The sequence below is a fragment of the Arcobacter sp. F155 genome (assembly GCF_004116455.1).
Lineage (GTDB): Bacteria > Campylobacterota > Campylobacteria > Campylobacterales > Arcobacteraceae > Halarcobacter.
In genome coordinates, this window is sequence record NZ_PDJU01000010.1 from 70,802 (window position 1) to 92,226 (window position 21,425).

The 21,425-nt window shown below is 30.0% G+C and carries 17 protein-coding genes and 1 pseudogene; 5 read left to right on the forward strand and 13 right to left on the reverse strand.

Translation table 11 applies throughout. From position 1 onward, the window contains the following. Positions 1-46 precede the first annotated feature (46 nt). On the reverse strand, positions 47-856 hold the full coding sequence (locus CRV03_RS11020; protein WP_258239070.1) for a helix-turn-helix transcriptional regulator: 810 nt from the start codon (positions 854-856) through the stop codon (positions 47-49). 522 nt (positions 857-1,378) lie between these two features. After that, complete coding sequence (gene dapE / locus CRV03_RS11025) at positions 1,379-2,479, reverse strand: succinyl-diaminopimelate desuccinylase (protein WP_129085193.1); 1,101 nt, start codon at positions 2,477-2,479, stop codon at positions 1,379-1,381. Between the two features lie 75 nt (positions 2,480-2,554). Here dapE and CRV03_RS11030 point away from each other — a divergent pair, with 75 nt between their 5' ends. Together CRV03_RS11030 and CRV03_RS11035 are read left to right on the forward strand one after the other, a co-directional pair. After that, positions 2,555-5,584: a DUF748 domain-containing protein gene (locus tag CRV03_RS11030; RefSeq protein WP_129085194.1), complete on the forward strand. Its 3,030-nt coding sequence runs from the start codon at positions 2,555-2,557 to the stop codon at positions 5,582-5,584. Positions 5,585-5,676: 92 nt separating this feature from the next. After that, the gene (locus tag CRV03_RS11035) at positions 5,677-6,213 is read left to right on the forward strand and encodes a hypothetical protein (RefSeq protein ID WP_129085195.1); all 537 of its coding nucleotides are present in this window, start codon (positions 5,677-5,679) and stop codon (positions 6,211-6,213) included. 146 nt (positions 6,214-6,359) lie between these two features. Here the strand turns inward: CRV03_RS11035 and CRV03_RS11040 are convergent, their stop codons facing one another. Together CRV03_RS11040 and CRV03_RS11045 are read right to left on the reverse strand one after the other, a co-directional pair. Next, complete coding sequence (locus CRV03_RS11040) at positions 6,360-7,193, reverse strand: mechanosensitive ion channel family protein (protein WP_258239071.1); 834 nt, start codon at positions 7,191-7,193, stop codon at positions 6,360-6,362. A 9-nt stretch (positions 7,194-7,202) separates the two neighbouring features. Further along, positions 7,203-9,407, reverse strand: coding sequence for an endonuclease MutS2 (locus CRV03_RS11045; RefSeq protein ID WP_129085196.1), 2,205 nt, complete (start codon positions 9,405-9,407; stop codon positions 7,203-7,205). A 151-nt stretch (positions 9,408-9,558) separates the two neighbouring features. Between CRV03_RS11045 and CRV03_RS11050 the strand changes: the two genes are divergently transcribed. From CRV03_RS11050 to CRV03_RS11060, 3 genes and pseudogenes are all read left to right on the forward strand, one after another. After that, complete coding sequence (locus tag CRV03_RS11050) at positions 9,559-9,942, forward strand: PAS domain-containing protein (protein WP_129085197.1); 384 nt, start codon at positions 9,559-9,561, stop codon at positions 9,940-9,942. Between the two features lie 729 nt (positions 9,943-10,671). After that, positions 10,672-11,244: pseudogene (locus tag CRV03_RS14365) on the forward strand (methyl-accepting chemotaxis protein); the annotation flags it as partial. 76 nt (positions 11,245-11,320) lie between these two features. Beyond that, positions 11,321-12,295: an aldolase catalytic domain-containing protein gene (locus CRV03_RS11060; protein WP_129085199.1), complete on the forward strand. Its 975-nt coding sequence runs from the start codon at positions 11,321-11,323 to the stop codon at positions 12,293-12,295. A gap of 295 nt (positions 12,296-12,590) precedes the next feature. Here CRV03_RS11060 and CRV03_RS11065 read toward each other — a convergent pair whose 3' ends face one another. The 9 genes from CRV03_RS11065 to CRV03_RS11105 form a co-directional block, all read right to left on the reverse strand. Next, positions 12,591-13,094: a hypothetical protein gene (locus CRV03_RS11065; protein WP_129085200.1), complete on the reverse strand. Its 504-nt coding sequence runs from the start codon at positions 13,092-13,094 to the stop codon at positions 12,591-12,593. A 210-nt stretch (positions 13,095-13,304) separates the two neighbouring features. Beyond that, positions 13,305-14,543, reverse strand: coding sequence for a molybdopterin molybdotransferase MoeA (locus CRV03_RS11070; protein WP_129085201.1), 1,239 nt, complete (start codon positions 14,541-14,543; stop codon positions 13,305-13,307). Beyond that, positions 14,533-15,513, reverse strand: coding sequence for a cysteine desulfurase (locus CRV03_RS11075; RefSeq protein WP_129085202.1), 981 nt, complete (start codon positions 15,511-15,513; stop codon positions 14,533-14,535). The genes CRV03_RS11070 and CRV03_RS11075 overlap by 11 nt, the downstream gene beginning before the upstream one ends. After that, positions 15,497-15,925 (reverse strand): ModE family transcriptional regulator, encoded by a 429-nt coding sequence (locus CRV03_RS11080; protein WP_129085203.1) that lies wholly within the window; start codon positions 15,923-15,925, stop codon positions 15,497-15,499. The genes CRV03_RS11075 and CRV03_RS11080 overlap by 17 nt, the downstream gene beginning before the upstream one ends. Then, positions 15,918-16,748, reverse strand: coding sequence for a formate dehydrogenase accessory sulfurtransferase FdhD (fdhD, locus tag CRV03_RS11085; RefSeq protein ID WP_129085204.1), 831 nt, complete (start codon positions 16,746-16,748; stop codon positions 15,918-15,920). Before fdhD ends, CRV03_RS11080 begins: the two co-directional genes overlap by 8 nt. Position 16,749: 1 nt before the next feature. Further along, complete coding sequence (locus CRV03_RS11090; protein WP_129085205.1) at positions 16,750-17,700, reverse strand: cytochrome b/b6 domain-containing protein; 951 nt, start codon at positions 17,698-17,700, stop codon at positions 16,750-16,752. 5 nt (positions 17,701-17,705) lie between these two features. Next, complete coding sequence (gene fdh3B / locus CRV03_RS11095; RefSeq protein ID WP_129085206.1) at positions 17,706-18,299, reverse strand: formate dehydrogenase FDH3 subunit beta; 594 nt, start codon at positions 18,297-18,299, stop codon at positions 17,706-17,708. Positions 18,300-18,309: 10 nt separating this feature from the next. Then, on the reverse strand, positions 18,310-21,111 hold the full coding sequence (locus tag CRV03_RS11100) for a molybdopterin-dependent oxidoreductase (protein WP_129085207.1): 2,802 nt from the start codon (positions 21,109-21,111) through the stop codon (positions 18,310-18,312). Between the two features lie 17 nt (positions 21,112-21,128). Then, on the reverse strand, positions 21,129-21,353 hold the full coding sequence (locus CRV03_RS11105) for a formate dehydrogenase (RefSeq protein WP_129085208.1): 225 nt from the start codon (positions 21,351-21,353) through the stop codon (positions 21,129-21,131). Between the last annotated feature and the right edge of the window lie 72 nt (positions 21,354-21,425).

Here is a 21,425-nt window from a genome sequence, read left to right on the forward strand (position 1 = left end):
TAAGAGATTATAAAAGAAAATAAAAATTTAAGATATTAGAAAAACTCTAATTTTTGTTGTTTTTTATTTGTTTTGGAGTTAAGTTGTATTGTTTTTTGAAAGCTTGTATAAACCATGATAAGTTATCAAAGCCACACTCAATACAAACTTCACTTACATTTTTAGGTGTATTTTCTAAAAGTACTTTTGCTTTTTCTAGTCTCTTTAGAACTTGCCATTTTTTAGGAGTTGTATTATAAACCTCTTTAAACTTCTGCCTAAAAGCTAATGGAGTCATTTTTAACTCATCTGCTAAATCTAAGATATTATCCTCATAAGAGAAGTGTTTTTCAAGAAGTATTTTAAAAGAGTTATTTTTATAAATAGAGTATAAAAAACCTTTAAACTCTTTTGCAAGGGAACTATTCAAAATATTTAAAAAAGCCTCTTCTAGTTTTAGTTTTATTAGTTGGTCATTTTGTATTGCTGTATTTCTCATATAATCACAAGTTGAATCAATAAGTATTTTTAACTCTGCTGTTTTCTTTAACTTTAAAATATTTACTTCTGATATAAGCTCTTTTGAAAAAGTGATATTATATTTAGAGATAAACTCTAACAGTACTGAATCATCATAATTGAAAATCATCGCTTCATAATACTCATCTAAAACTTCGCTCATAAGATATGAACCACTTTTTAAGAATAAAAAATGATTTTCATCCACATTGATATTTTCATTTTCTAAATGCAATATCTTAGTACCCTTAGTTACTAAAATCAAACTATTTGAAGAAAGGATAATTTCATTTTTGTGTTGTGGCTCTTTTTGTATATAAGTAAAAAAAGAAAAGTTTTCTGACATAAGTTTATTCATATTTATTTTGCTACTCTTTTGCGAAATTTATTGTATTTTGAACAGATTTTCTAGTCTTTGAAGAGCTCTTCTCTTCTAAAAGCCTTTGCTCTTTTTCTTTTAAAAATACCATTTTAATCTCTTATAAATAAGACTATACACAAAGCTATTCATTACTATTTTTTTATTGTTTTGTCAATTAAAAACTACAAAATAAACATAATCTTAAAATAGTGTTACAAAAATACTCAAATACTATTGACTTGTTTTAATTTTTTTTGTATACTTCTTAAAATAGTCAAAAAAAAAGGCAAAGTGTACGCCAATACACTCTGCCTTTTACTTACGAATAATTCGTTCAAATTAATGGATTATACCAAAAGTATTCTTTTTTGTCTATAAATTAAAAAAAAGGATACAAATGATTCAAAGAATCATCGATAACATCAGAACTATTGTTGATACAATCATATTAATTATTGATGTAGCAGAATATATTCCAAGTATATAAACGATGAAGTTTCTTCATCTTTTATATTTACATTAAAAGTTCTTAATCAAATCCACATAAACATCAGTTAAACCTTCTACTTCTTTAACTGTTGTTCTCTCACCTACAGAGTGAATAGTATCATTGATAACACCAAACTCGATAGCTTCTATTCCAAATGCTCCAAAATATCTAGCATCAGAAGTTCCACCAGCAGTTGAGTGTTTTGTAGTTACGCCAAGTATCTTTTGGATTGAAGTTTCCATAGCTTTTACTACTTTTGATTCTTTGTTTGTAACAAATGGAAAAGAGCCTTGTGTAGTTCTAAAGTCATACTCTAAACCTTCAAGATTTTTATTGATAAACTCTTCTACTGATTCTCTTGTAGTATTTGTTGAGTTTCTTACATTGAACATAAGTTTTAACTCATTTGGAGTTACGTTTGTAACTTGCATACCACCTCTTATATCTGTGATTACCATTTTACTAGGAGCAAAGTATTCATCTCCATCATCAAGATTATGACCAGCTATTTTAGGAAGTACATGGGCAAAGTTATGTACTGGATTTATACACTTTTCAGGATATGCAGCATGACCTTGCTTTCCTTTGATAGTGATATATCCATTGATACTTCCACGTCTACCTACTTTGATTGCATCACCAAAAACCTCTTCACAAGTTGGTTCTGCTACCACTGCGTATTGAGGTATAAAGTCAATCTCTTTTAAGTGTTCTAAGGCTTTGATAGTTCCATAAGTTCCTTCACCTTCTTCATCACTTGTCATTAAAATTGAAAGTGTTCCATCAAAGTTTTGTGCATGTTTACAAGCATATAAAAAAGCTGCATCCCCACTTTTCATATCTTGAGATCCACGTGCAGTTATCACACCATCTATGATATCAGCTGCAAATGGGTCAACATCCCAACCCTCACCTGGAGGTACTACATCAATATGTCCTGCAAAACATAAGTGCTGTGGATTGTCATTAAACTTTTTATAATAAAATCTATTTTTTGTATCTTCTCTATCGATATTTATACAAGTCCATTCCTCACCTAAATACTCTTCTATAAAATCAAATGCTCCATCATCATCAGGAGTAACAGATTTAAACCTTAATAATTTTTGAAATAATTCTATAACTGTCATTTTGTTCCTTTATTGTAAACGGATTGTAGCTAATATTTAGTTATAATAATATTGAATACATAAAAAGGCTATGCCATGAAAAAAAATAAATTAGCTTTAATACTATCATCTATATTAATCATCTACTCAATCTTAGGTTTTGTTGCTGTTCCAAAAATAGTTAAACCTATTATTATAGATAATATAAATGCAAATATTACACAAAAAGCAAGCTTAGAAAAAGTATCTTTCAATCCGTTTTTACTTACGGTATCACTGGAAAACCTAAAAATCCAAGATAAGGAAGAAACGACATTTTCTATTGATTCATTGACTATTGATTTCAATCTTTTTAGAACTATTAGTGAAAGACACTTAGCTTTCCAAGATTTACAGTTAGTTAATCCTTATATTCATGTTATTGAAAATGAAGATAAGAGTTTCAACCTAGAAAAACTAGTTAAACCAAGTGAAGAAACTACTTCAAAAGAAGAGACTCAAGCAAGTGAAACAACAGAGCCAATCAAGTTTCAGATTTACAAAACAGCTATTCAAAAAGCTAAAATCAAGTTCACAAAACTACAAAAAGATAAAAAACCTTTTGTAGTAAATATCAAAGAGTTTAACTATACATTCTATGATATGGGTACATTTAGAAATATCTTAGCCTCACATAGTTTAGATATTTTGATAAACAAACACACAAGACTAGATATAAATGGTGGACTTAGAGTTCATCCTTTCCATATGTATGGAAATGTAAAGCTTTCAAGTCTTAGACCAAGTGAGTTTTTACCATATAAAGAAGAGTTATTTAACTTCAAACTAACAGATGAGACAAATATTGATTTAGCTTTTGGATATAACGTAGATACTAAAAAAGAGTTAGATATAAAAATCAATAACCTAGACTTTGCACTTACAAACCTAAATATCATGCAAAACAAACACTCAACGGTATATTTAAAAGCCCTTAAAATACAGGACTTAAATCTTAACTACCCAGAAAATAATTTAGATATTCAAGCTTTCACTTTAGAGCAACTAAACACAAAGATTATCAAAGATAAAAAAGAAGTTATAAACCTTACAAAACTTGTAAATATCGAAGAAGAGAAAACTTCAAAAAAAACAGAAGAAACAAAAGTACAAACTGAAACTTCTAAGCCATGGAAAGTAAACTTAGCTAACATAAATATAAATAATACAAAAGTATTATTTGATGATCAAAAAGCTTTACTTTCAACTATGATAAAAGACATAAACCTTCAAGGGAAAAGTTTAAAAGTTAACAACAAAGATATTACACTAGAAGAACTATCTTTAAAAAACAGTTTAGATTTTAAAGATACAAAAAACAAACTTGAAGTAAGCACTCTAAACAATAGCTTCTCAGTAAGAAACATCTCTACAGATACAATAAACAATCAAGTAAGCTATCTTGATTTAAAATCACAAGAGATAAAAGTATCTGACAAGAAATCAAAAACTTATATCACTACAAAAAACTTTGATATAAATATCAATGAAGTGAAAAATAAAAATCAAGATGTAGAAATATCAAAAGTAAGTCTAAATAGACCAACTATTTTAATTGATGATAAAAAAACAGATAAAAAGATTTCAATAAACAAACTTCTTATTGATGTAAATAAAATCAAAAAAGTAGGTACTAAAGTTACGGTTGATAATGTAAAAGTAAATGAACCAAGCTTTAGCTTTAAGGACAACAAAGCAAAAACTGATATTCAAGCAAAAGATATCAATCTATTAGTAAATAAAATAACTCATAATAACAACGAATTAAAGATTGTCTCATCTTCTATAAACAAACCTTTTATAGCAGTTACACTAGGAAAACAAGCTAAGAAAAAAGAAGAAGAGAAAAAGAAAGTAGCTAAAAAAACAGTTGCTAAAAAAGAGAAAAGCAACTTCTCGTTTGATATTGGTCCAGTTAAAATCAAAAATGCTCAAATGGTATTCCAAGATAAAAACCTACCAATACCATTTAAAACAAATATATCAAAACTACATGGAGACTTTTCAAGACTTCACTCTAGTTCTTCAAAACCAACAAAACTTCAACTTGAAGGAAAAGTTGATAAATATGGTTATACAAAAATCACAGGAACAGTAGATATAAATGATATAAAACTTTTAACTGATACAACTATTTTATTTAAAAATATTGCTATTAAAAACTTCACTCCATACTCTGGAAAGTTTGTGGGAAGAGAGATAGATAGTGGTAAATTAAACCTTGATTTAAAATACAATATTAGAAAATCAAATCTTGATGCAAAGAACTCTATTATAATCAGTGATATAAAACTTGGAAAACAAGTACAAAGTGAAGATGCAGCAAACTTACCACTTGATTTAGCAATTGCTCTTTTAGAAAATAGTGATGGTGTTATTGATTTAGAACTTCCTATTACGGGAAATGTAGATGACCCACAATTTGCTATTGCTCCAATTGTATGGAAAGTATTTACAAACCTAATAGTTAAAGCTATATCTTCACCATTTACACTATTAGCATCAGTTCTTGGAATAGAAGCAGATGAGATTAAAAGTATTGATTTTGAGTATGGAAATACTACAATTATAGCCTCAGAAAAAGAAGCCTTAGATAATATTGCAAAAATTCTTGCAAAGAAGAAAAGACTTGCTATAAATGTATCTCCGTCATATCATCAAACATATGACACCCTTGCAATACAAGATAAAAAGTTTGATAAGTTCTTAGAAAAAAGAATGAAAAAAATAGTAAAAGGTGATGAATACAAAGAAGCACTTGAAGACCTTTTTGAAGAAACATTTAAAGATAAAGATTTAGATGATATAGAAGAGATGTTTGAAAAAACTGATAAAAAAGGTAAAAAATACTTTGATAACAAAGCTTATGTTGAGTATCTAAGAAAAACTCTAGCTAGTCTACAAAAAGTTTCTACAAATGAGCTTGAGACATTAGCTAAAACAAGAAGTCAAAATATTTTAGACTACTTAATCAAAGAGAAAAAAGTAGAAAAAAATGCAATTGTAATTGATAAAAAAACCAATGTACAAATCGATGAAAAAGATAAATGGTCAACATTTAACTTAAGTGTATCAGTAAAAAAGTAAAATAAGTTAAAATTATATATTAACTATTTTATTTACTTATAATTATTATAATAGTAATATTCTTTTAAATATAAACAAAAAGGAATATTACTATGAAAAAAACACTACTTCTAATCCTTGCTATTGCTCTATTCTTTGCCTATGGAATCTATGAACAAGTTAACAAAAAAACTATCAAATCAAAAAGAGTAGCTTGCCAAGAGCAAACAACTACCTTTGAAAAAATATCAAATAAAGACAAAATCAAAGAAGCAATAAACTTATTAAAAACTCAAAATATAAAAATGACTTCAGATATTGAGTACTCTACAATTATGAAATCAGTTTTAATAAATCATTACTCAAAAGAGAACCTACAAACAGATGTAGATGAAGTTCTTAGTTCATATTTCACTTCAAATAAAGATTTAAAAAAGAAACTTGAAATAGATTATTATATATATGAAAATGACAAAGAAGACAAAGGCAAAAAAAATAAAAAAGCGAAACTATATGCTGGTTATTTAGTGTTTGAGTTTAAAGTTGATGAAAAGCAAGTATATAAGATTCAGACTGATTATATGAAAGAAGATGGAAATGACATAAAACAAAGAATAGAATGTGTATTTAAATCATTCATTTCTTTATAATTAAAGTAGAACAATTTTAAAAAGAACTGCAGAGAGAAAAGTAGAAAATAGTGTAATAGCAATTATAATTTCAATAGACAAGTCTGACTCCTAATATGATAAATATTAGGAATTATAGTCAGACAAAGTATCAGAAAAGTAATATTTTATTTTTGATGTAAATATACATCTCTTATAGGGAAAGGAATCTCAATAGAGTTTTTCTTTAGAGTCTCAAAAATAGCAAAGTTTACTTTGTATTGTGTCTCAAAATAGTTGTTTGTTTTTGCCCAATATCTATACTCAACATTTACAGAAGAGTCACCAAACTCTTTTATCCCAACTTGAGGTTTAGCTTCTTTAGAGATAAACTCATCAAACTTATTTAACTCATTTAAAATCAAAGAGATAGTTTTGTCCATGTCACTATCATAGGCAACACCAATTGTTGCTTCTACAATTCTATAATCAAAAGAGTTAACAATAACCTCTCCAATAATATATTTGTTTGGAACTGTTATTTGCTCACCATCCTCTGTTAAAAGTACTGTATAGCCTAGTTTTATCTCTTCTACAACTCCAAATACATCTTGTACTGTAATCGTATTTCCTACAATAAAAGGTCTAGTGATAATAATAGAAAGCCCTGCTCCATAGTTTGACAGTGTTCCTTGTAAAGCAAGTCCTGCACCAAGTGAAGCAGCACCAATACCAGCAATAAATGGAGTTAAGGTAATACCTAGTTTTCCAACTGCAATTATCACGGCACCAATTATAATTGCAAATCTAACAGCATTTACAATAAATTTTGTAAGAGTTACATCTAGATTATTTTTATCACAAAGTCTTTGTACCGCTTCTGATACTTTTTTACCTATGTAAAACCCAAGTATTAAGATTATTATAGCACCAAGAATTTGGAAACTATAATTCATAAAAAACTCGATTAAAAGATTATATACCTTTTGTATTGATTGGATTTCTTGTTCCATTTGTTCCATACTTTTCCCTTATAGTTTTATAACTTTTGCACCAAAACCACCACTACTTGGGTGTGCATCTTCATATGCTTTTACTTTTGGATGTTTATCAAGATATTTTTTAGTTGCAGCTGCTAATTTTCCAGTACCAATTCCATGGTAAACTAAAACTTCATCGAATCCAGCAATTAAAGAATCAGAAATAAACTTATCTAAGTTTTCTAAAGCTTCTTCTACTCTTTGTCCATGTAAGTCTAGTTTTACATGACCTGAATCTGGTTTTTGAACTGTTACAGTTGCTTTTGGTTTTTGTTTTATTTTAGGAGGATTTCCACTTCTTGAAAGGTCAACTAATGGAACTTGAAGTCTCATTCCCATCTCATTTTCAATAAAGGCTCTTTTACCTTTAATTGAAATAATAACACCTTTTGAGTTTCTATATTTAACTCTATCACCCTCTTTTAAGTTCTCCTCAACATCTTTTACTTTTTCAGTTTTAATTTGTGAAGCTTTTTCATGGGCTGTATTTAAGTGTCTATGTCCCTCTTTAGAGATTTTTGCTTTGATTGCTTTTTTAGCTTCATCCCTTGCATCTCTATACTCTTTATGAAGTTTTGATTTTTCCATGAAGATATGATTATCTAAACTCTCTTTTGTATCTTTTAAATTTCTATTTAATCTTTCATGCTCTTTTATCTCTTCATCTAGTTTTGCAATCTTTTGTTTTAACTCAATTTCTAGGGCTGAACTTCTTTCAATAAGCTCATTTAATCTATCTTTATCTTCCCCATAAACTTGTTTAGCTCTTTTGATTACATTATGAGGAATTCCATATCTACTTGCTGTTTCAAAGGCATATGATTTTCCAATAGTTCCTTGTAAGAACTCATAAGTTGGTTTTTGGTTTTCTTCATCATAAAGTGCTGCTATTAACTCAACATTTTCATTTGAAGCCATAAGAGCTGCAAGTCTTTTATGGTGAGTTGTAATAATAATCTTCATATCTTTTTGAATTAAGTCTTCAATTATCACTTTAAACAGACTTGCTGCTTCATCTGAGTCTGTTCCAAGCTCGATTTCATCAACTCCAACAATTGCACCTTTACTTGAAAATAGTTTAGAAAACTCTACCATTCTTCCTGCAAAAGTTGAGATATCATTTTTTACACTTTGAGGGTCATCTAAAACTGCTTGAATTGACTTAAAGTTTCCAATTTCTGTCTCATGGTGAGCATTATAAGGAAGTAAATATTTAGATAAAAATACTGCACTTAAAATGGATTTTAACATCATAGTTTTACCACCGGCATTTACACCAGTAATCATAACAACTGATTTACTAAAATCAATAGAAATAGGTTTTGGCTCATGAAGTGCAGGATGCGTAAACTCTACAAGTCTATTTTTACCTTTTTTATTTGGTAAGATAAAGTTTTTATCTCCTATTTTTGCAAAGTGCAGTCTTGCTTGATAATGGTCAAACCTATCAAACTCTTTGTTAATAAACTTTAAAAACAGTAAATGCTTTTCAAAAGTAGAAGTGATTTGTTTACAAAGTTTTAATAAAATCTCTTCTTGTTTATTTTGTAAATCATTTTGTTTTTGTTTTAAAGTACTAACACTATGGGGTAAAACATAAAAGAATCCAGAATTTGACCTATCTAGAACTTGTGCTTTTAAAACATGATTAAACCCACCTCTTACAAGTAAACACTCTTCACCATTTATATAATGGACTTGAGAATCAACCATATAAGATCTAATCTTACTTGAATTTATTGTTTTATAAAGGTTTTGTTTTATCTCTTGCTTATTTTGTTTTATTGCTTCAACAACTCTATCATAGTCTTCATCTATTCCATGTTTTAACTTTGCTTTTTCATCAAAATAATCACAAACTTTTATAAGCTCTGAAGGAATAATAATTTTTTCTACCCACTCTTCTAACTTACCCTCAAAAGAGAACTTTTTTAGATATAAAAAGTAATTAATAATTTTTATAAATTCATATATTTCATAAGATTTTAAAATACCTTGTTTTTGAATATGAATTATTTGTGTATCTAAGTTTTCTACATTTTGTGGTTGTTTTATTTCATAATTTGAAAGTTCATTTATCAATCTAAAGTGAAGATTGATATCACCCTCTAGCACTACAGGCTTTTGCCTTGCAAAAAGTTTTGAAAAAGAGTCTATATACTCTACTAAATCTAATTTTTTTAATATTTCATTCATAGGCGCATTATATCTTAAAAGCATTGATTATTTTATAAATAATATTTTGTTGTAATTATTTATAATTAGAAAAATTAATAATTCTACATAATAAAATTCACAGAATTGTTATTATACAATCGCGCGTTTAATTACTGGTAGGGAATAATAAATGGGACGAGAAATAACTTTAGACAAGGATACAATGATTGTGTCCGAAACTGATGAAAAAGGCATAATGATTTATGCCAACGAAGACTTCTGTAAAATCGCAGGATATACAAAAGATGAGTTGATTGGTCAACCACATAACTATGTTAGACATAATGATATGCCTAAAGCTGCTTTTGAAGATATGTGGAAAACAATCCAAAATGGAAAAATATGGAAAGGTATTGTAAAAAACAAGACTAAAGATGGTGGATTTTATTGGGTAAATGCTACAGCTTTTCCTTCAAGAACTGCAAATGGGAAAAAAAGATATGTGTCTGTAAGAGTTAAACCAACTCCTAATGAGATAGAAAAGGCAGAAGCCCTATATAAAAGCTTAAGATAAAGGGAGTTGATGTTTTTTAAATCAAACAATACAGAAAATATAATTAATGCACTAGATCAAATAGAAGAGTTTGTAAAAGGGAATACAAATTCTATTGAACTTGATGAATTAAAAAAAGATGATAAAGTTTTAAAAAAGATTCACTCTCTTGCAAACTTAATAGCACACAAACAGGAAGAAGATGTAACTATTTATGGTGAAATCATGATTTGTGCAGAGAAACTGTCTGATGGTTTTATTGATGATAGAATTACAAAAACTACATCAAATGCAAAGCTAAACTATATTGCTAAGACTTTTAATAAGATGTCAAATAAGCTTGAAGAGTCTTTAATAGAGATTGATAAAGTATTAGATGAATACTCTAAACAAAACTTTTTAACAAGTATAAATGAAGATTTATTCCGTGGCGGAGAGTTAAAAAACTTATCTATTGGAGTAAACTACTTAAAAGATGAGATTACTAAAAATCTTATGTCAACGTATAGAACAAGTCTTGTTATGCAAAAAGAATCAAAAGTTTTACTTGAAAATAGTACTAACCTTTCTGAAGCTACATCTTCACAAGCTGCATCTTTAGAAGAGACTTCTGCTGCAATTGAAGAGATTACAAATAGAATTGTATCAACTTCACAAACAGCAAAAGAGATGTCGATTTATGGAAAAAATGTAAAAGATGAAATCAAAGAAGGTATGAATTTATCTTCACAAACAGTTCAAGCAATGGATGAGATAAATAACTCAACAAATGCTGTACATGAAGCTGTTGAGATGATTGACCAAATTGCATTTCAAACAAATATTCTTTCACTTAATGCTGCTGTTGAAGCTGCAACTGCTGGTGAAGCAGGAAAAGGTTTTGCAGTTGTTGCTGGTGAAGTTAGAAACCTAGCAGCTAGATCTGCTGAAGCTGCAAAACAGATAAAAAGTTTAGTGGAAAATGCCACAAGTAAAGCAAATGAAGGTAAAACAATTGCCGATAAGATGATTGAAGGCTATGGAATACTAAATGAAAATATCAATGAAACTACAAAACTTATTCAAGATGTAGTTGAAGCTTCTATAGAACAAGAAAGAGGGATATCTCAGATTAACTCAACTGTTTCAAATATTGATGTTTTAACTCAAAGAAATGCAGATATTGCTGAAAATGTAAAACATATCTCGCATAGTTTAAGCAAAATAGCCGATAAAAATGTAGAGAGCACAAGTCATATGCAGTTTGAAGGAAAAGATACCCTAAAGATTAGAGACTCTGTGTCACCAAAAAGTTACCAAGGCCAAGAAAGACGTCAATTTTAATGGTGCTTAATAATTTTTTTTATAACTTTAAGGTATCATTCTTGTCACATTTAATTACTAAAAATAGGGATATATTATGTTAGAAAGAAAAGGTTCTATACTTTCGGTTAGAAAAGACGTAAAAGTTTTTGACTGTACTATAAGAGATGGTGGACTAGTTAATAATTACCACTTTACTGATGAATTTGTAAAAGCTCACTATGAAATGTGTGTTGCTGCTGGAATTGACTATATGGAAATCGGTAAAAATGTATCACCAACTGTTATGAGTGAAGATGAGTATGGACCATGGAACTTCTGTAAAGAAGAGGATATTAGAAGAATTGTAGGTGAAAACGATACTAATATGAAAATTGCTACTATGGCAGATGTAGGAAGAACTATTAAAGAAGAGATTCCACCAAAATCTGAATCAGTAGTAGATATGATTAGAATTGCTACATATATTCACCAGCTTCCTGAAGCTATTGAGTTAATTGAAGATTTCCATGCAAAAGGTTATGAAACTACATGTAATATCATGGCTATTTCAAAATCATTTGATGATGAATTAACAGAAGTTTTAACACAATTAGCTGAAACAAATGTAGATGTAATCTATATTGCAGATAGCTTTGGTTCTTTTTATCCAGAACAAATCAATAAACTAACAGATAAATATTTATCATTTGCAAAACCAGCTGGTAAAAAAGTTGGTATCCATGCACACAATAACCTGACACTTGCATATGCAAATACTTTAGAAGCTATGATTTATGGAACTAGTTACCTTGATGTAACAGTTAGTGGATTAGGTAGAGGTGCAGGAAACTGTGCTATGGAATTATTACTTGGGTTCTTAAAAAATCCAAAATACAAATTAGCTCCTGTATTAAAATTCATTGAAGAGCATATGGTTGCTTTAGAAAAGGAGTTAGACTGGGGTCCAAGCGTACCGTACATCATTACAGGTCACTTAAATGAACACCCAAGACCAGCTATGAAAGCAAGAGATAAAGGTGATACTGAATACGTTAAATTTTATGACAAATTAACTGAAGAATACAGTTAAGATTTCATAAACGAAGAATCACATTTAACTCTTTAAAAGGCTAGTAAAACTACTAGCCTTTTTTATACTTCAAACTCTCTTTTAACTAACAATTCCAAGATAAAATACGTAATATAAACAAGGGTACATAACTAAGCATGACCCAAGTACAAATAAATCTTCTTTCATAAATTTATTTTACATCAATAAGATATTACAAAAGTATCATTTTATAGTGTTTTTTATTTTATTTAGAATATGTAAAAGTAAAAAAAGAACTAAGTTCTTTTCCTACTAAAATTAAAACTATTAATATCTAGTTTAATTTTTTATTTAATACTTCTGTTAGCTCAGTAAGATACTTCTCAAGTTTATTTTTTTCTGCAAGTTGTGAAGTTGCAATTGAAGCTTGCACAATTGTCTTTTTATCTAAAGAGTATAAAACAATAAAAAGTTCAGCCCCAAAACTTGTAATAGTAGTTGGTGTTTTACCTGTAATAAAATATTTAGGCTCTAAATTCTCTAAAGAATTTTGATTCCAAGCTACTGTATCATAGTTTTTATAATCGAATGGTGCCGCACCAGCATTACTAAAGTAACTATATGATTTCGTTGGTCTTTTTTCATCAGAGTAATATAAAGTCCACTCTTTTTCCTGAAAAAACTCTTCTATCGAACTAGAAACATTTTCTAAATTAGCATTAAATACTAACCTTTCTTTTAAAGCAAGATTTTTTGTATTAACTATTTTAGGTTGAAGTGTTGAACAACCAGTTAAAAATATTAATAGAAAAAATATACTAACTAACTTCTTTCCCATTTTTGTCCTTTTAAATAAAAAATATATTATTATTTAAAAGCTTAATTAATAATAATTTATTTTAATATTTATTATTTTAATATATTTTATCAAAATGTTAAAAAGCTCTTTTAATTTTTACACTTGCTTTGATGATGGGATTTGGTGGATTTAAAGAAGAAGAAATAGAAAAAGCAGTAACTGCTTTTTCTAAGATATGGTTTGAGTCAATTAGTTAAAAATATATGACTCTTTTTCTACTAAATTGCTATCAAACTTTATAAGATGTGCTTCTTCTCCTACTTCTAAAGAAGCTCTTTCTTCATTTGTTACAAGTAGAGCATTACTCTCATAAAGTGCTGTAATCATAGCAGCACCGTATTTATTTTCCCTTGTAACTTTAAAGTTTCCACTCTCTACTTTTCCAAGGACTATATTTACTTTTCCTTGTTTTACAGTAAATCTTTGAGTATTCATAGCAAAAGTTGTATCATGATAAAAGGCTTTACTTCCTTGTTTTTTACTAAGCACTGGCAAAATAAAAAGATATGTATTAATTAAAGCAGGAAGAGGATTTCCAGGTAAAGAGATAACTACAGTATTATCCATTTTACCCATCATAATTGGTTTTCCAGGTTTGATATTAACTCCATGAAAAGCAACTTCTAAACCATTTGCTTTGAAAGCTTGTGAAACAAAATCAGCATCTCCCATAGAGATACCACCAGTTGAAATAACTACATCATATTTTTTAAGATTTGAAATACAGTTTGAGGATTCTTCTAAATTATCAGGAATAACTCCACAATAAGAAGCTTCAAAACCTTTTTGATTTAATAAAGAGATTATTCCATATGAGTTACAGTTATAAATCTCTTCATCATCAGATGTTTCCCAAGGCTCTTTTAATTCATTTCCAGTTGAAATTACAGCAATAGAGATTTTCTTTATAACCTCTACCATTGTGATTCCTTGTGAAGCTAAAAGAGTTATATGAGAGAAGTTTATAGTTTCACCCTTTGTAATTAAACTATTTCCTTCTTTTTGTTCTTCACCTTTTAGTCTTAGATGATTTCCTTTTTTGATTTCACTTGGAATTGTTACTTTAGTTTCGCTAACATCACTACAAAGCTCAATTGGAATAATAGTATCTACATCATCTGGAACTTTTGCACCAGTCATTATTTTGTAGCATTCATTTTCAGCTAAAGAAGCAGACCTTCCTTTATCCCCTGCAAAGATTTTACTTTTTATTGTTAAAGTTTTTCCTGCATCACTAGCTTTTACAGCAAAGCCATCCATTGCAGAGTTGTTAAAAGCAGGTAAGTTTTTAATGCAAGTAATATCTTTAGATAAAACTCTTCCTAATGCTTTTTCTAAAGGAATTGATTCAATTAAAGTTGAAGCATCTGCTAACTCTAAACTTTTTTTGATTGCTTCTTCTAAACTAATAAATATTTTATTCTTCATTTAAAGCCTTAATTTGTCTATATTTTAAATAGATAGTTTTTACTATTTTTTTAACATCTATCTCTTCATCAGTTTTATAAAATGACAAACTAATAGAGTTTCTACTAGTAAGCTCATCATAACCCATCTGTTGAATTATTTGAGAGGGTTTAGAAAGTCCTAAAGAGCACCCTTCTCCATTTGAAATAAAAATCTTATTTAAAGCAAGTGTTCGTATTAATTCCCTTGCTTTTATTCCTTTTAATCCAAAGTGTAAAGAGTACTCTAGTGTTTCACTTGGTTCTACAAAAAAATAGATATCATCTTTGAATAATACAATTAATTCATCTAAAAACTCTTGTTTCAAGTCATGATTAAAGTTTTGATTTTTTATTGCATCTAAAGTATATTTTACAGCAAAGGTATCAATTTGACCTATAGAAAGCTGTTCAAACTCTTCTTCATTGAAAAGTAAAACAGAAGCTGAACATACCCCAAAAAGTTTATAAGAATCAAAGTATATCACATCACTAAGAGTATCTTTATGAGCAGTTGCATTTGAGATAATTTTTGCTTTTGTTTTAGTTTTAACCTCTTTTAGTGAAGTCTTAACAAAAGTATCCATTACATAAGAAGATAAAAAAAGAAAATCTATATTTTTATTTTCTAAATCATATAAATTTACTTTTCCATCTTTATTTAAAGAAAGCCAATGAACATTAAATCCAAGCTTTTCATATAGTTTTGCACCATCAATTACTGCTTTACTTTCACCTAAACTTACAGCAATATTTGAACTAAGTTCTAAAAAAAGACCTAAAAAGCCCTCTTTTGAAAAAGAAAAAGTTTTAAACTTTTTAAAACCAAAGTTATCTTTATACTCTTTTGATAAATTATCAAAAAACTCATTTGGAGTAAGTGCATCTAAAGATAAAACATCTAAACAACTATCTTCTAATTTATGATATTGAAGACTATTTAGTTTTGGCAACTTTCTTACCCTTTCTTTCTCTAAAACAACCTAACTGACAATTTGTAACTTCAATGTCAGAATTTTTAACTGTAGAACCAACAGTTTTTAAACTACTATTTCTTGCTTCTTCAAAAAGAACTTTACATGCTAATTGTTTAGTTCCACTGTAGCTTTCTTTTAAGTTTTTATATACTTCAATATTTGGATCAAAGAACTTTAACTTTCCAAAAACTCCTAATTCACAATTAGTAATTCTTATTCCTAAACTCTTTGTAACAGCAGACATTTCTCTTGGCTTTTTACCAATTAATCTTGCTACTTTAAAAGCTTTAAGACATGATAGTCTTCCATCTGCATCTAAGTTTGTAAGAAGTAACTCTTTTTGTGTATTATCAAGTTGTATATTTATATTGTCATCTATACTAGACATCTACTCTTCCTGTATGAGTATAAAGGTTCATTTTTTTATTTCTTGCAAAACCAATTAAAGTGATACCATGTTCGTTAGCACTTTTAATACCTTGGAATGTTACTGCTGCTTTAGATACAACAATTGGTATTTTATGCATAACACATTTTACAACCATTTCCATTGATAATCTTCCACTAGCATAAAGAACAGCTCTTTTAACATCTTTTCTTTCTAAACTAGCTTGTCCAATAACTTTATCAATAGCGTTATGTCTTCCAATATCTTCTGAAATATATACTGTACCATCTTCAAGCACTAATTCTGCTTTATGAACACATCCAGTATTATCAAATAATTCACTTGGTGTATTAAACTCTTTCATATGAGCTAAAATATCTTTTGCTTTTACAGTATAGTCAGTACTTACAAAGGCACAATCAAAAGTTTTCTCTGCATTTCCTGTTACACCAACACAACAACCTGAAGTTAAAGTTTTCTCTTTGAATAGGTTTTGGAAACCTTCTTCACTTACATTTGCAATAACTTCTACTTTTAAACCATCTTCACTTACATTGATTGTTTGAATATCATCTACACTATTTATAACAGCTTCACTTAATAAAAATCCAACAATATGAGCATCTTGGTTTTTAGCAATTGTCATTACTGATAAAAACTTTTCACCATTTAAAAAAAACTCTACTTTTTCTTCTCTAATAACATAATCTTCTAAAATCTCTGACCCATCTTCATAGACTCTATCAATAATCACTTCTTTACAGTATTGTGAAGAGTTTGTATGAAAAGGGCAGAAGTTTTCACTTCTGTATGGCTTAGTCATACTATTTCCCTTTTCCTTCAATATCTGCTAAAACATCTGGTGCTAATTGCTCTAAATGTTCTCTTGGATATTTTCCAGTAATAATACCTTTTAAGTTTCCTTTTATTGCTACTCCTACAGAATAAACAAAGTCCATCATGAAGAACATAATCATAACAGATGAACCAAAGTGAATATATAAAAGTAACCTCTTAAACTGAATAAATTCACCATGAGTGAATGCATCCGGATGTAAGAACCAAATTAAGAAACCACTAACTAGTAAACCTCCACCCATCATTACAAAGAAGAAATAAATAATTCTTTTCATAGGCTTATACTTACCAGGAAGGATAATCTTGTTTGTTAAACTATTTCTGAATAAAAGTTTAGCATCTTTAAATGCAATAATACTCATTAATAGCCAAATTGGAAACCATGCAATTCCAGTAACTTCATGTAATCCTCTTAAGAAAAATGCGATATCACCACCGCCAGATCTTAGTCCCCAAGTAATATTAAAACCAGTAATTATAAGAGTAATTACGATTAAAATATTTGCAATCATCACAAATCTTTGAAATAGTGAGAATACTTGAACTTCGTCATCTGGTTTAGTAATAACAGCTTCTTTTCTACCGTACTTAACATACATAAAACAAAAAATTGCAATTTCAGCAACAAATACCCACCAAATAAAAAGCTGTCTTTCATTACTTGCTCTGATAATTTCAGGAGCAAAAGCTTCATATCCTGGTCCAAAGGCTTTATTAACCATTGCTTCATAAGTAGAACTTGGTGGAGTTAAAACTCCATCCAGGTTCCCTGTAAATAGGATTGCTAACTTGTACTTAATAAAGTAGTTCCAGTCAATTACCATCAGGAACTCAATAAATACAAATCCCACTAATGATAGCCCTAGAAATGTTAAAATATATGCCTTATTTCTTTCGTAAAACGAGCTATTGTCCATTTATATTACCATCCATAAGATTCTGTTGCGATACCTTTTCCTTTGTGCGTAGCTCTATATGTTTTAATTAAAGCAACCTCGTCAGCATCACCAACAAGTAGCGCTTTAGTAGAACACATTGAAGCACACATAGGAACCTTACCTTCTGAAATTCTATTTTGACCGTATTTATGGAACTCTTCTGAAGAGTTAGTTTCTTCTGGACCACCTGCACACATAGTACATTTATCCATTTTACCTTTTGTTCCAAATGCACCGTCTTTAGGGAACTGAGGAGCTCCAAAAGGACAAGCAAATAAACAATAACCACAACCGATACAAACATCTTTATCATGTAATACAATTCCGTCTGTTCTGATATAGAAACAATCAGTAGGACAAACTTGTTGACAAGGAGCATCACTACAGTGCATACAAGCCATAGATACAGAAATTTCTTTCCCTACTACACCTTCATTTACTGTAATAACTTTTCTTCTGTTTACACCAACAGGAACTTCATGAGCCTCTTTACAAGCAACTACACACCCATTACAATCAATACATAGGTTTTCATCACAATAAAATTTCATTCTTGAAAATTCTGGTTGTTTTCCCATATTTATTCTCCTATGCTCTTTCTAATCTTACTAGAGAACATTTAGTCTCTGGACAAGAAGTTTGTTGATCGTAACCATAACTTGTAACTTGGTTAGAACTCTCACCGAATGCATATGGTGCAGTCGCTGCTGGATATCTCTTACCTAAGTGTTCACCACTCCAGATACCAGAGAAGTTTTGTGGTAAGAATACAGAATTTTCATCTACTCTTAAACTGTGTACACATTTAATTTTGATTTTTCCGCCACCAGTTCCATGAACCCACATCATTTCACCATCTTTGATTCCAAGTTTTGCACCTAGTTCTGGGTGTACTTCACCGTACATTTCACCTGCAAGCTCTGCTAAGTATTTAGAAGCTCTTGTTTCAGTACCAGTTCCCATATGCTCAACAATTCTACCTGATACAATATTCACTGGATAATCATTTACCCATACTTGTGCATTTTGCTCAGATTTATATCTAACATTTGTTCTATAGTGACTCTTAATATCGTCAACTGCTGGATATTTTTTAACTAAATCAGGTCTAAATGAGTGTAATGGCTCTCTATGCTTAGGAATATTATCTCTAAAGTTCCATACAATAGTTCTAGCTCTAGCATTTCCATATGGAGCAAGTCCAGCTTGAAGTGCATATTTTACTAGGATACCACTATCATCAGTTTTCCAGTTTGTACCTTCAACTGCTTTTTTCTCTTCATCAGTTAATTTAACACCTGCTAATTCTTCAATGTTTTTATAAGTGATTTCTGCATAACCACCTTTAACTTTAGAACCAACTGGAGCAACACCATTAGCTGCTAATAAACTCTTTCCATTTCTTTCAGTACCAAATCTAGCTCTGAATCCCATACCACCTTGTGATACTGGTAAGTTTACGTTATATAATACTGGACTTCCAGGGTGTTTTTCATCCCAACAAGGCCATGGTAAACCGTAATATTCTTTAGAAACTGGTCCTTTACCTTTTAATGAAGTAGAGTTAAATAAGTGCCAATTATCAGTATGCTTTTTAATTCTTTCTGCTGTTCTACCTTGGAAACCAATAGTTTTTAAACTTCTTGCAATCTCATTAGTAGCATCTTCTGGCCATTTAAAGTTTTCACCTTTACCCATACCAGCAATAAACTCTTTATAGAATCCCATTCTCTTAGCGAAATCGAATAAGATATCGTGGTCTGTTCTTGCTTCATATAAAGGATCTACAACTTTATATCTCCATTGTGCAGTTCTTGCAGTATTTACAACTGTACCTTCAGTTTCAACTTGTGAAGCTGCTGGTAATAAGAACATGTTATCATTTCTTGTAGTGATAACTGCTGCATCATTTACATAAGGATCAATAAATACAACTAAGTCTAAGTTGTCTAATGCTTCTTTTACTTTGTGCGTTTGAGTAATTGTAGAAATACCATTACCGATACAAACTAGTGCTTTTAAAGGAGCTCCACCATTGTTAGCTTCGTTCTCTTTTTCATTTACACCATGGATCCATAAAGATAAACTGTATCCTGGTTTTTCCATCATTTCTTTAGATTTGAATCTTCCTCTTAACCAGTCGTAATCTACATTCCACTGTTTAGAGAAGTATTTCCAAGAACCTTCTTTAATACCATAATATCCTGGTAATGTGTGTGATAAACAACCTAAGTCAGTAGAACCTTGTACGTTATCATGACCTCTAAGAATGTTACATCCACCACCTGGTTTACCCATGTTACCAAGTACTAATTGTAAAATAGAACCTAATCTTGTGTTTGAAGAACCGATAGTATGTTGTGTCCATCCTTGATTCCAAATTAAAGCACCTGGATCAGCCGCTGCATATGCAGTAGTAGCTTGAATTAATACTTCTTTTGGACATCCAGTAACATCTTCTACGTGTTCAGGAGTAAACTTCTCACACTCTTCGAAGATTTCTTCCATACCATAAACTCTATCGTTAATGAATGACTTGTCAAACCAACCATTTTTCTTGATTAGTCTAATCATACCATACATAAATGCGATATCTGTACCAGTTCTAATTCTACAATAGATATCAGACTTAGCAGCAGTTTTAGTATATCTTGGATCAACAACAATAATTTTTGCCCCGTTTTGTTCTTTTGCTTTTAAAATATGTTGCATAGAAATCGGGTGGTTAGAAGCTGGATTAGCTCCGAAAATAATGATTGCTTTTGAATTTTGCATATCACCAATATGATTTGTCATAGCACCATAACCCCATGTATTTGCCACACCGGCAACTGTTGGACTATGTCAAATTCTAGCTTGGTGATCTATGTTATTCGTTCCAAACATAGCAGCAAATTTTCTAATATAGAAAGCTTGCTCATTACTTACCTTTGCAGATCCTAAAAACTGAACTGAATCAGGACCATATTTCTCTCTAAGCTCCATAAGTTTATCAGAGACTTTGCTCATAGCATCATCCCATTTTAATCTTTTCCAAGCACCATTTACTTTTTCAATTGGATATTGTAGTCTGTTAGTTGCTCTGATTTTATCAATCATATCAGCACCTTTACAACAATGTCCCCCGTGACTAATCGGGTGGTCTTGAGCTACCTCTTGTCTAACCCATACACCATTTTGAACTTCAGCAATTACACCACATCCTACCGAGCAATGCGTACAAACTGTTTTTACAAGTTTTGAACCTGGGAATGGATTTTTAATCTCATCCTCAGTCGCATCTCTTAGTACTGTCTTAGTACTAGCAAAGGCAGAAGTTGCTGTAACAGCAGTTGCAAGTGAAGCCATCTTTAAGAAGCTTCTTCTTCCAAAGCTTTTAAGCATATTCATCTTCTTCTCCTATCTAATTATTTTGCAGCGTTATAAAATTCGCTCCAAGCCGCAGTCTTTTTATACAGAATCTCTTTCTTGTTAGAAGTTCCAGTTACAACACCATTACCAACGTTGCTTCCTTCTCCTCTGTCTTTATTTTCAGAAGTCGCAGCAGTTGCTACAACAGAACCAGCTAAAACAGTAGCTGCAATTCCTGCTCTTTTAATAAAGCCTCTTCTTTGAGTTAACTCATCAGCCATATTAAACTCCTTATTTTATTAGTGGGTGAAAAACCCTCTAAAAACTCTTTAAGTTCTTAGAGGGAGTTTCAC

Bases quoted from the DNA above. Each gene is read 5' to 3' on its own strand.
- CRV03_RS11040 (WP_258239071.1), bottom strand. From the start codon at position 7,193: ATGGAACAAATGGAACAAGAAATCCAATCAATACAAAAGGTATATAAT.
- fdhD (WP_129085204.1), bottom strand. From the start codon at position 16,748: ATGACTAAGCCATACAGAAGTGAAAACTTCTGCCCTTTTCATACAAAC.
- CRV03_RS11070 (WP_129085201.1), bottom strand. From the start codon at position 14,543: ATGAAGAATAAAATATTTATTAGTTTAGAAGAAGCAATCAAAAAAAGT.
- CRV03_RS11050 (WP_129085197.1), top strand. From the start codon at position 9,559: ATGGGACGAGAAATAACTTTAGACAAGGATACAATGATTGTGTCCGAA.
- CRV03_RS11060 (WP_129085199.1), top strand. From the start codon at position 11,321: ATGTTAGAAAGAAAAGGTTCTATACTTTCGGTTAGAAAAGACGTAAAA.
- CRV03_RS11045 (WP_129085196.1), bottom strand. From the start codon at position 9,407: ATGAATGAAATATTAAAAAAATTAGATTTAGTAGAGTATATAGACTCT.
- CRV03_RS11035 (WP_129085195.1), top strand. From the start codon at position 5,677: ATGAAAAAAACACTACTTCTAATCCTTGCTATTGCTCTATTCTTTGCC.
- CRV03_RS11065 (WP_129085200.1), bottom strand. From the start codon at position 13,094: ATGGGAAAGAAGTTAGTTAGTATATTTTTTCTATTAATATTTTTAACT.
- CRV03_RS11105 (WP_129085208.1), bottom strand. From the start codon at position 21,353: ATGGCTGATGAGTTAACTCAAAGAAGAGGCTTTATTAAAAGAGCAGGA.
- fdh3B (WP_129085206.1), bottom strand. From the start codon at position 18,299: ATGGGAAAACAACCAGAATTTTCAAGAATGAAATTTTATTGTGATGAA.
- CRV03_RS11020 (WP_258239070.1), bottom strand. From the start codon at position 856: ATGAATAAACTTATGTCAGAAAACTTTTCTTTTTTTACTTATATACAA.
- CRV03_RS11090 (WP_129085205.1), bottom strand. From the start codon at position 17,700: ATGGACAATAGCTCGTTTTACGAAAGAAATAAGGCATATATTTTAACA.
- dapE (WP_129085193.1), bottom strand. From the start codon at position 2,479: ATGACAGTTATAGAATTATTTCAAAAATTATTAAGGTTTAAATCTGTT.
- CRV03_RS11080 (WP_129085203.1), bottom strand. From the start codon at position 15,925: ATGTCTAGTATAGATGACAATATAAATATACAACTTGATAATACACAA.
- CRV03_RS11030 (WP_129085194.1), top strand. From the start codon at position 2,555: ATGAAAAAAAATAAATTAGCTTTAATACTATCATCTATATTAATCATC.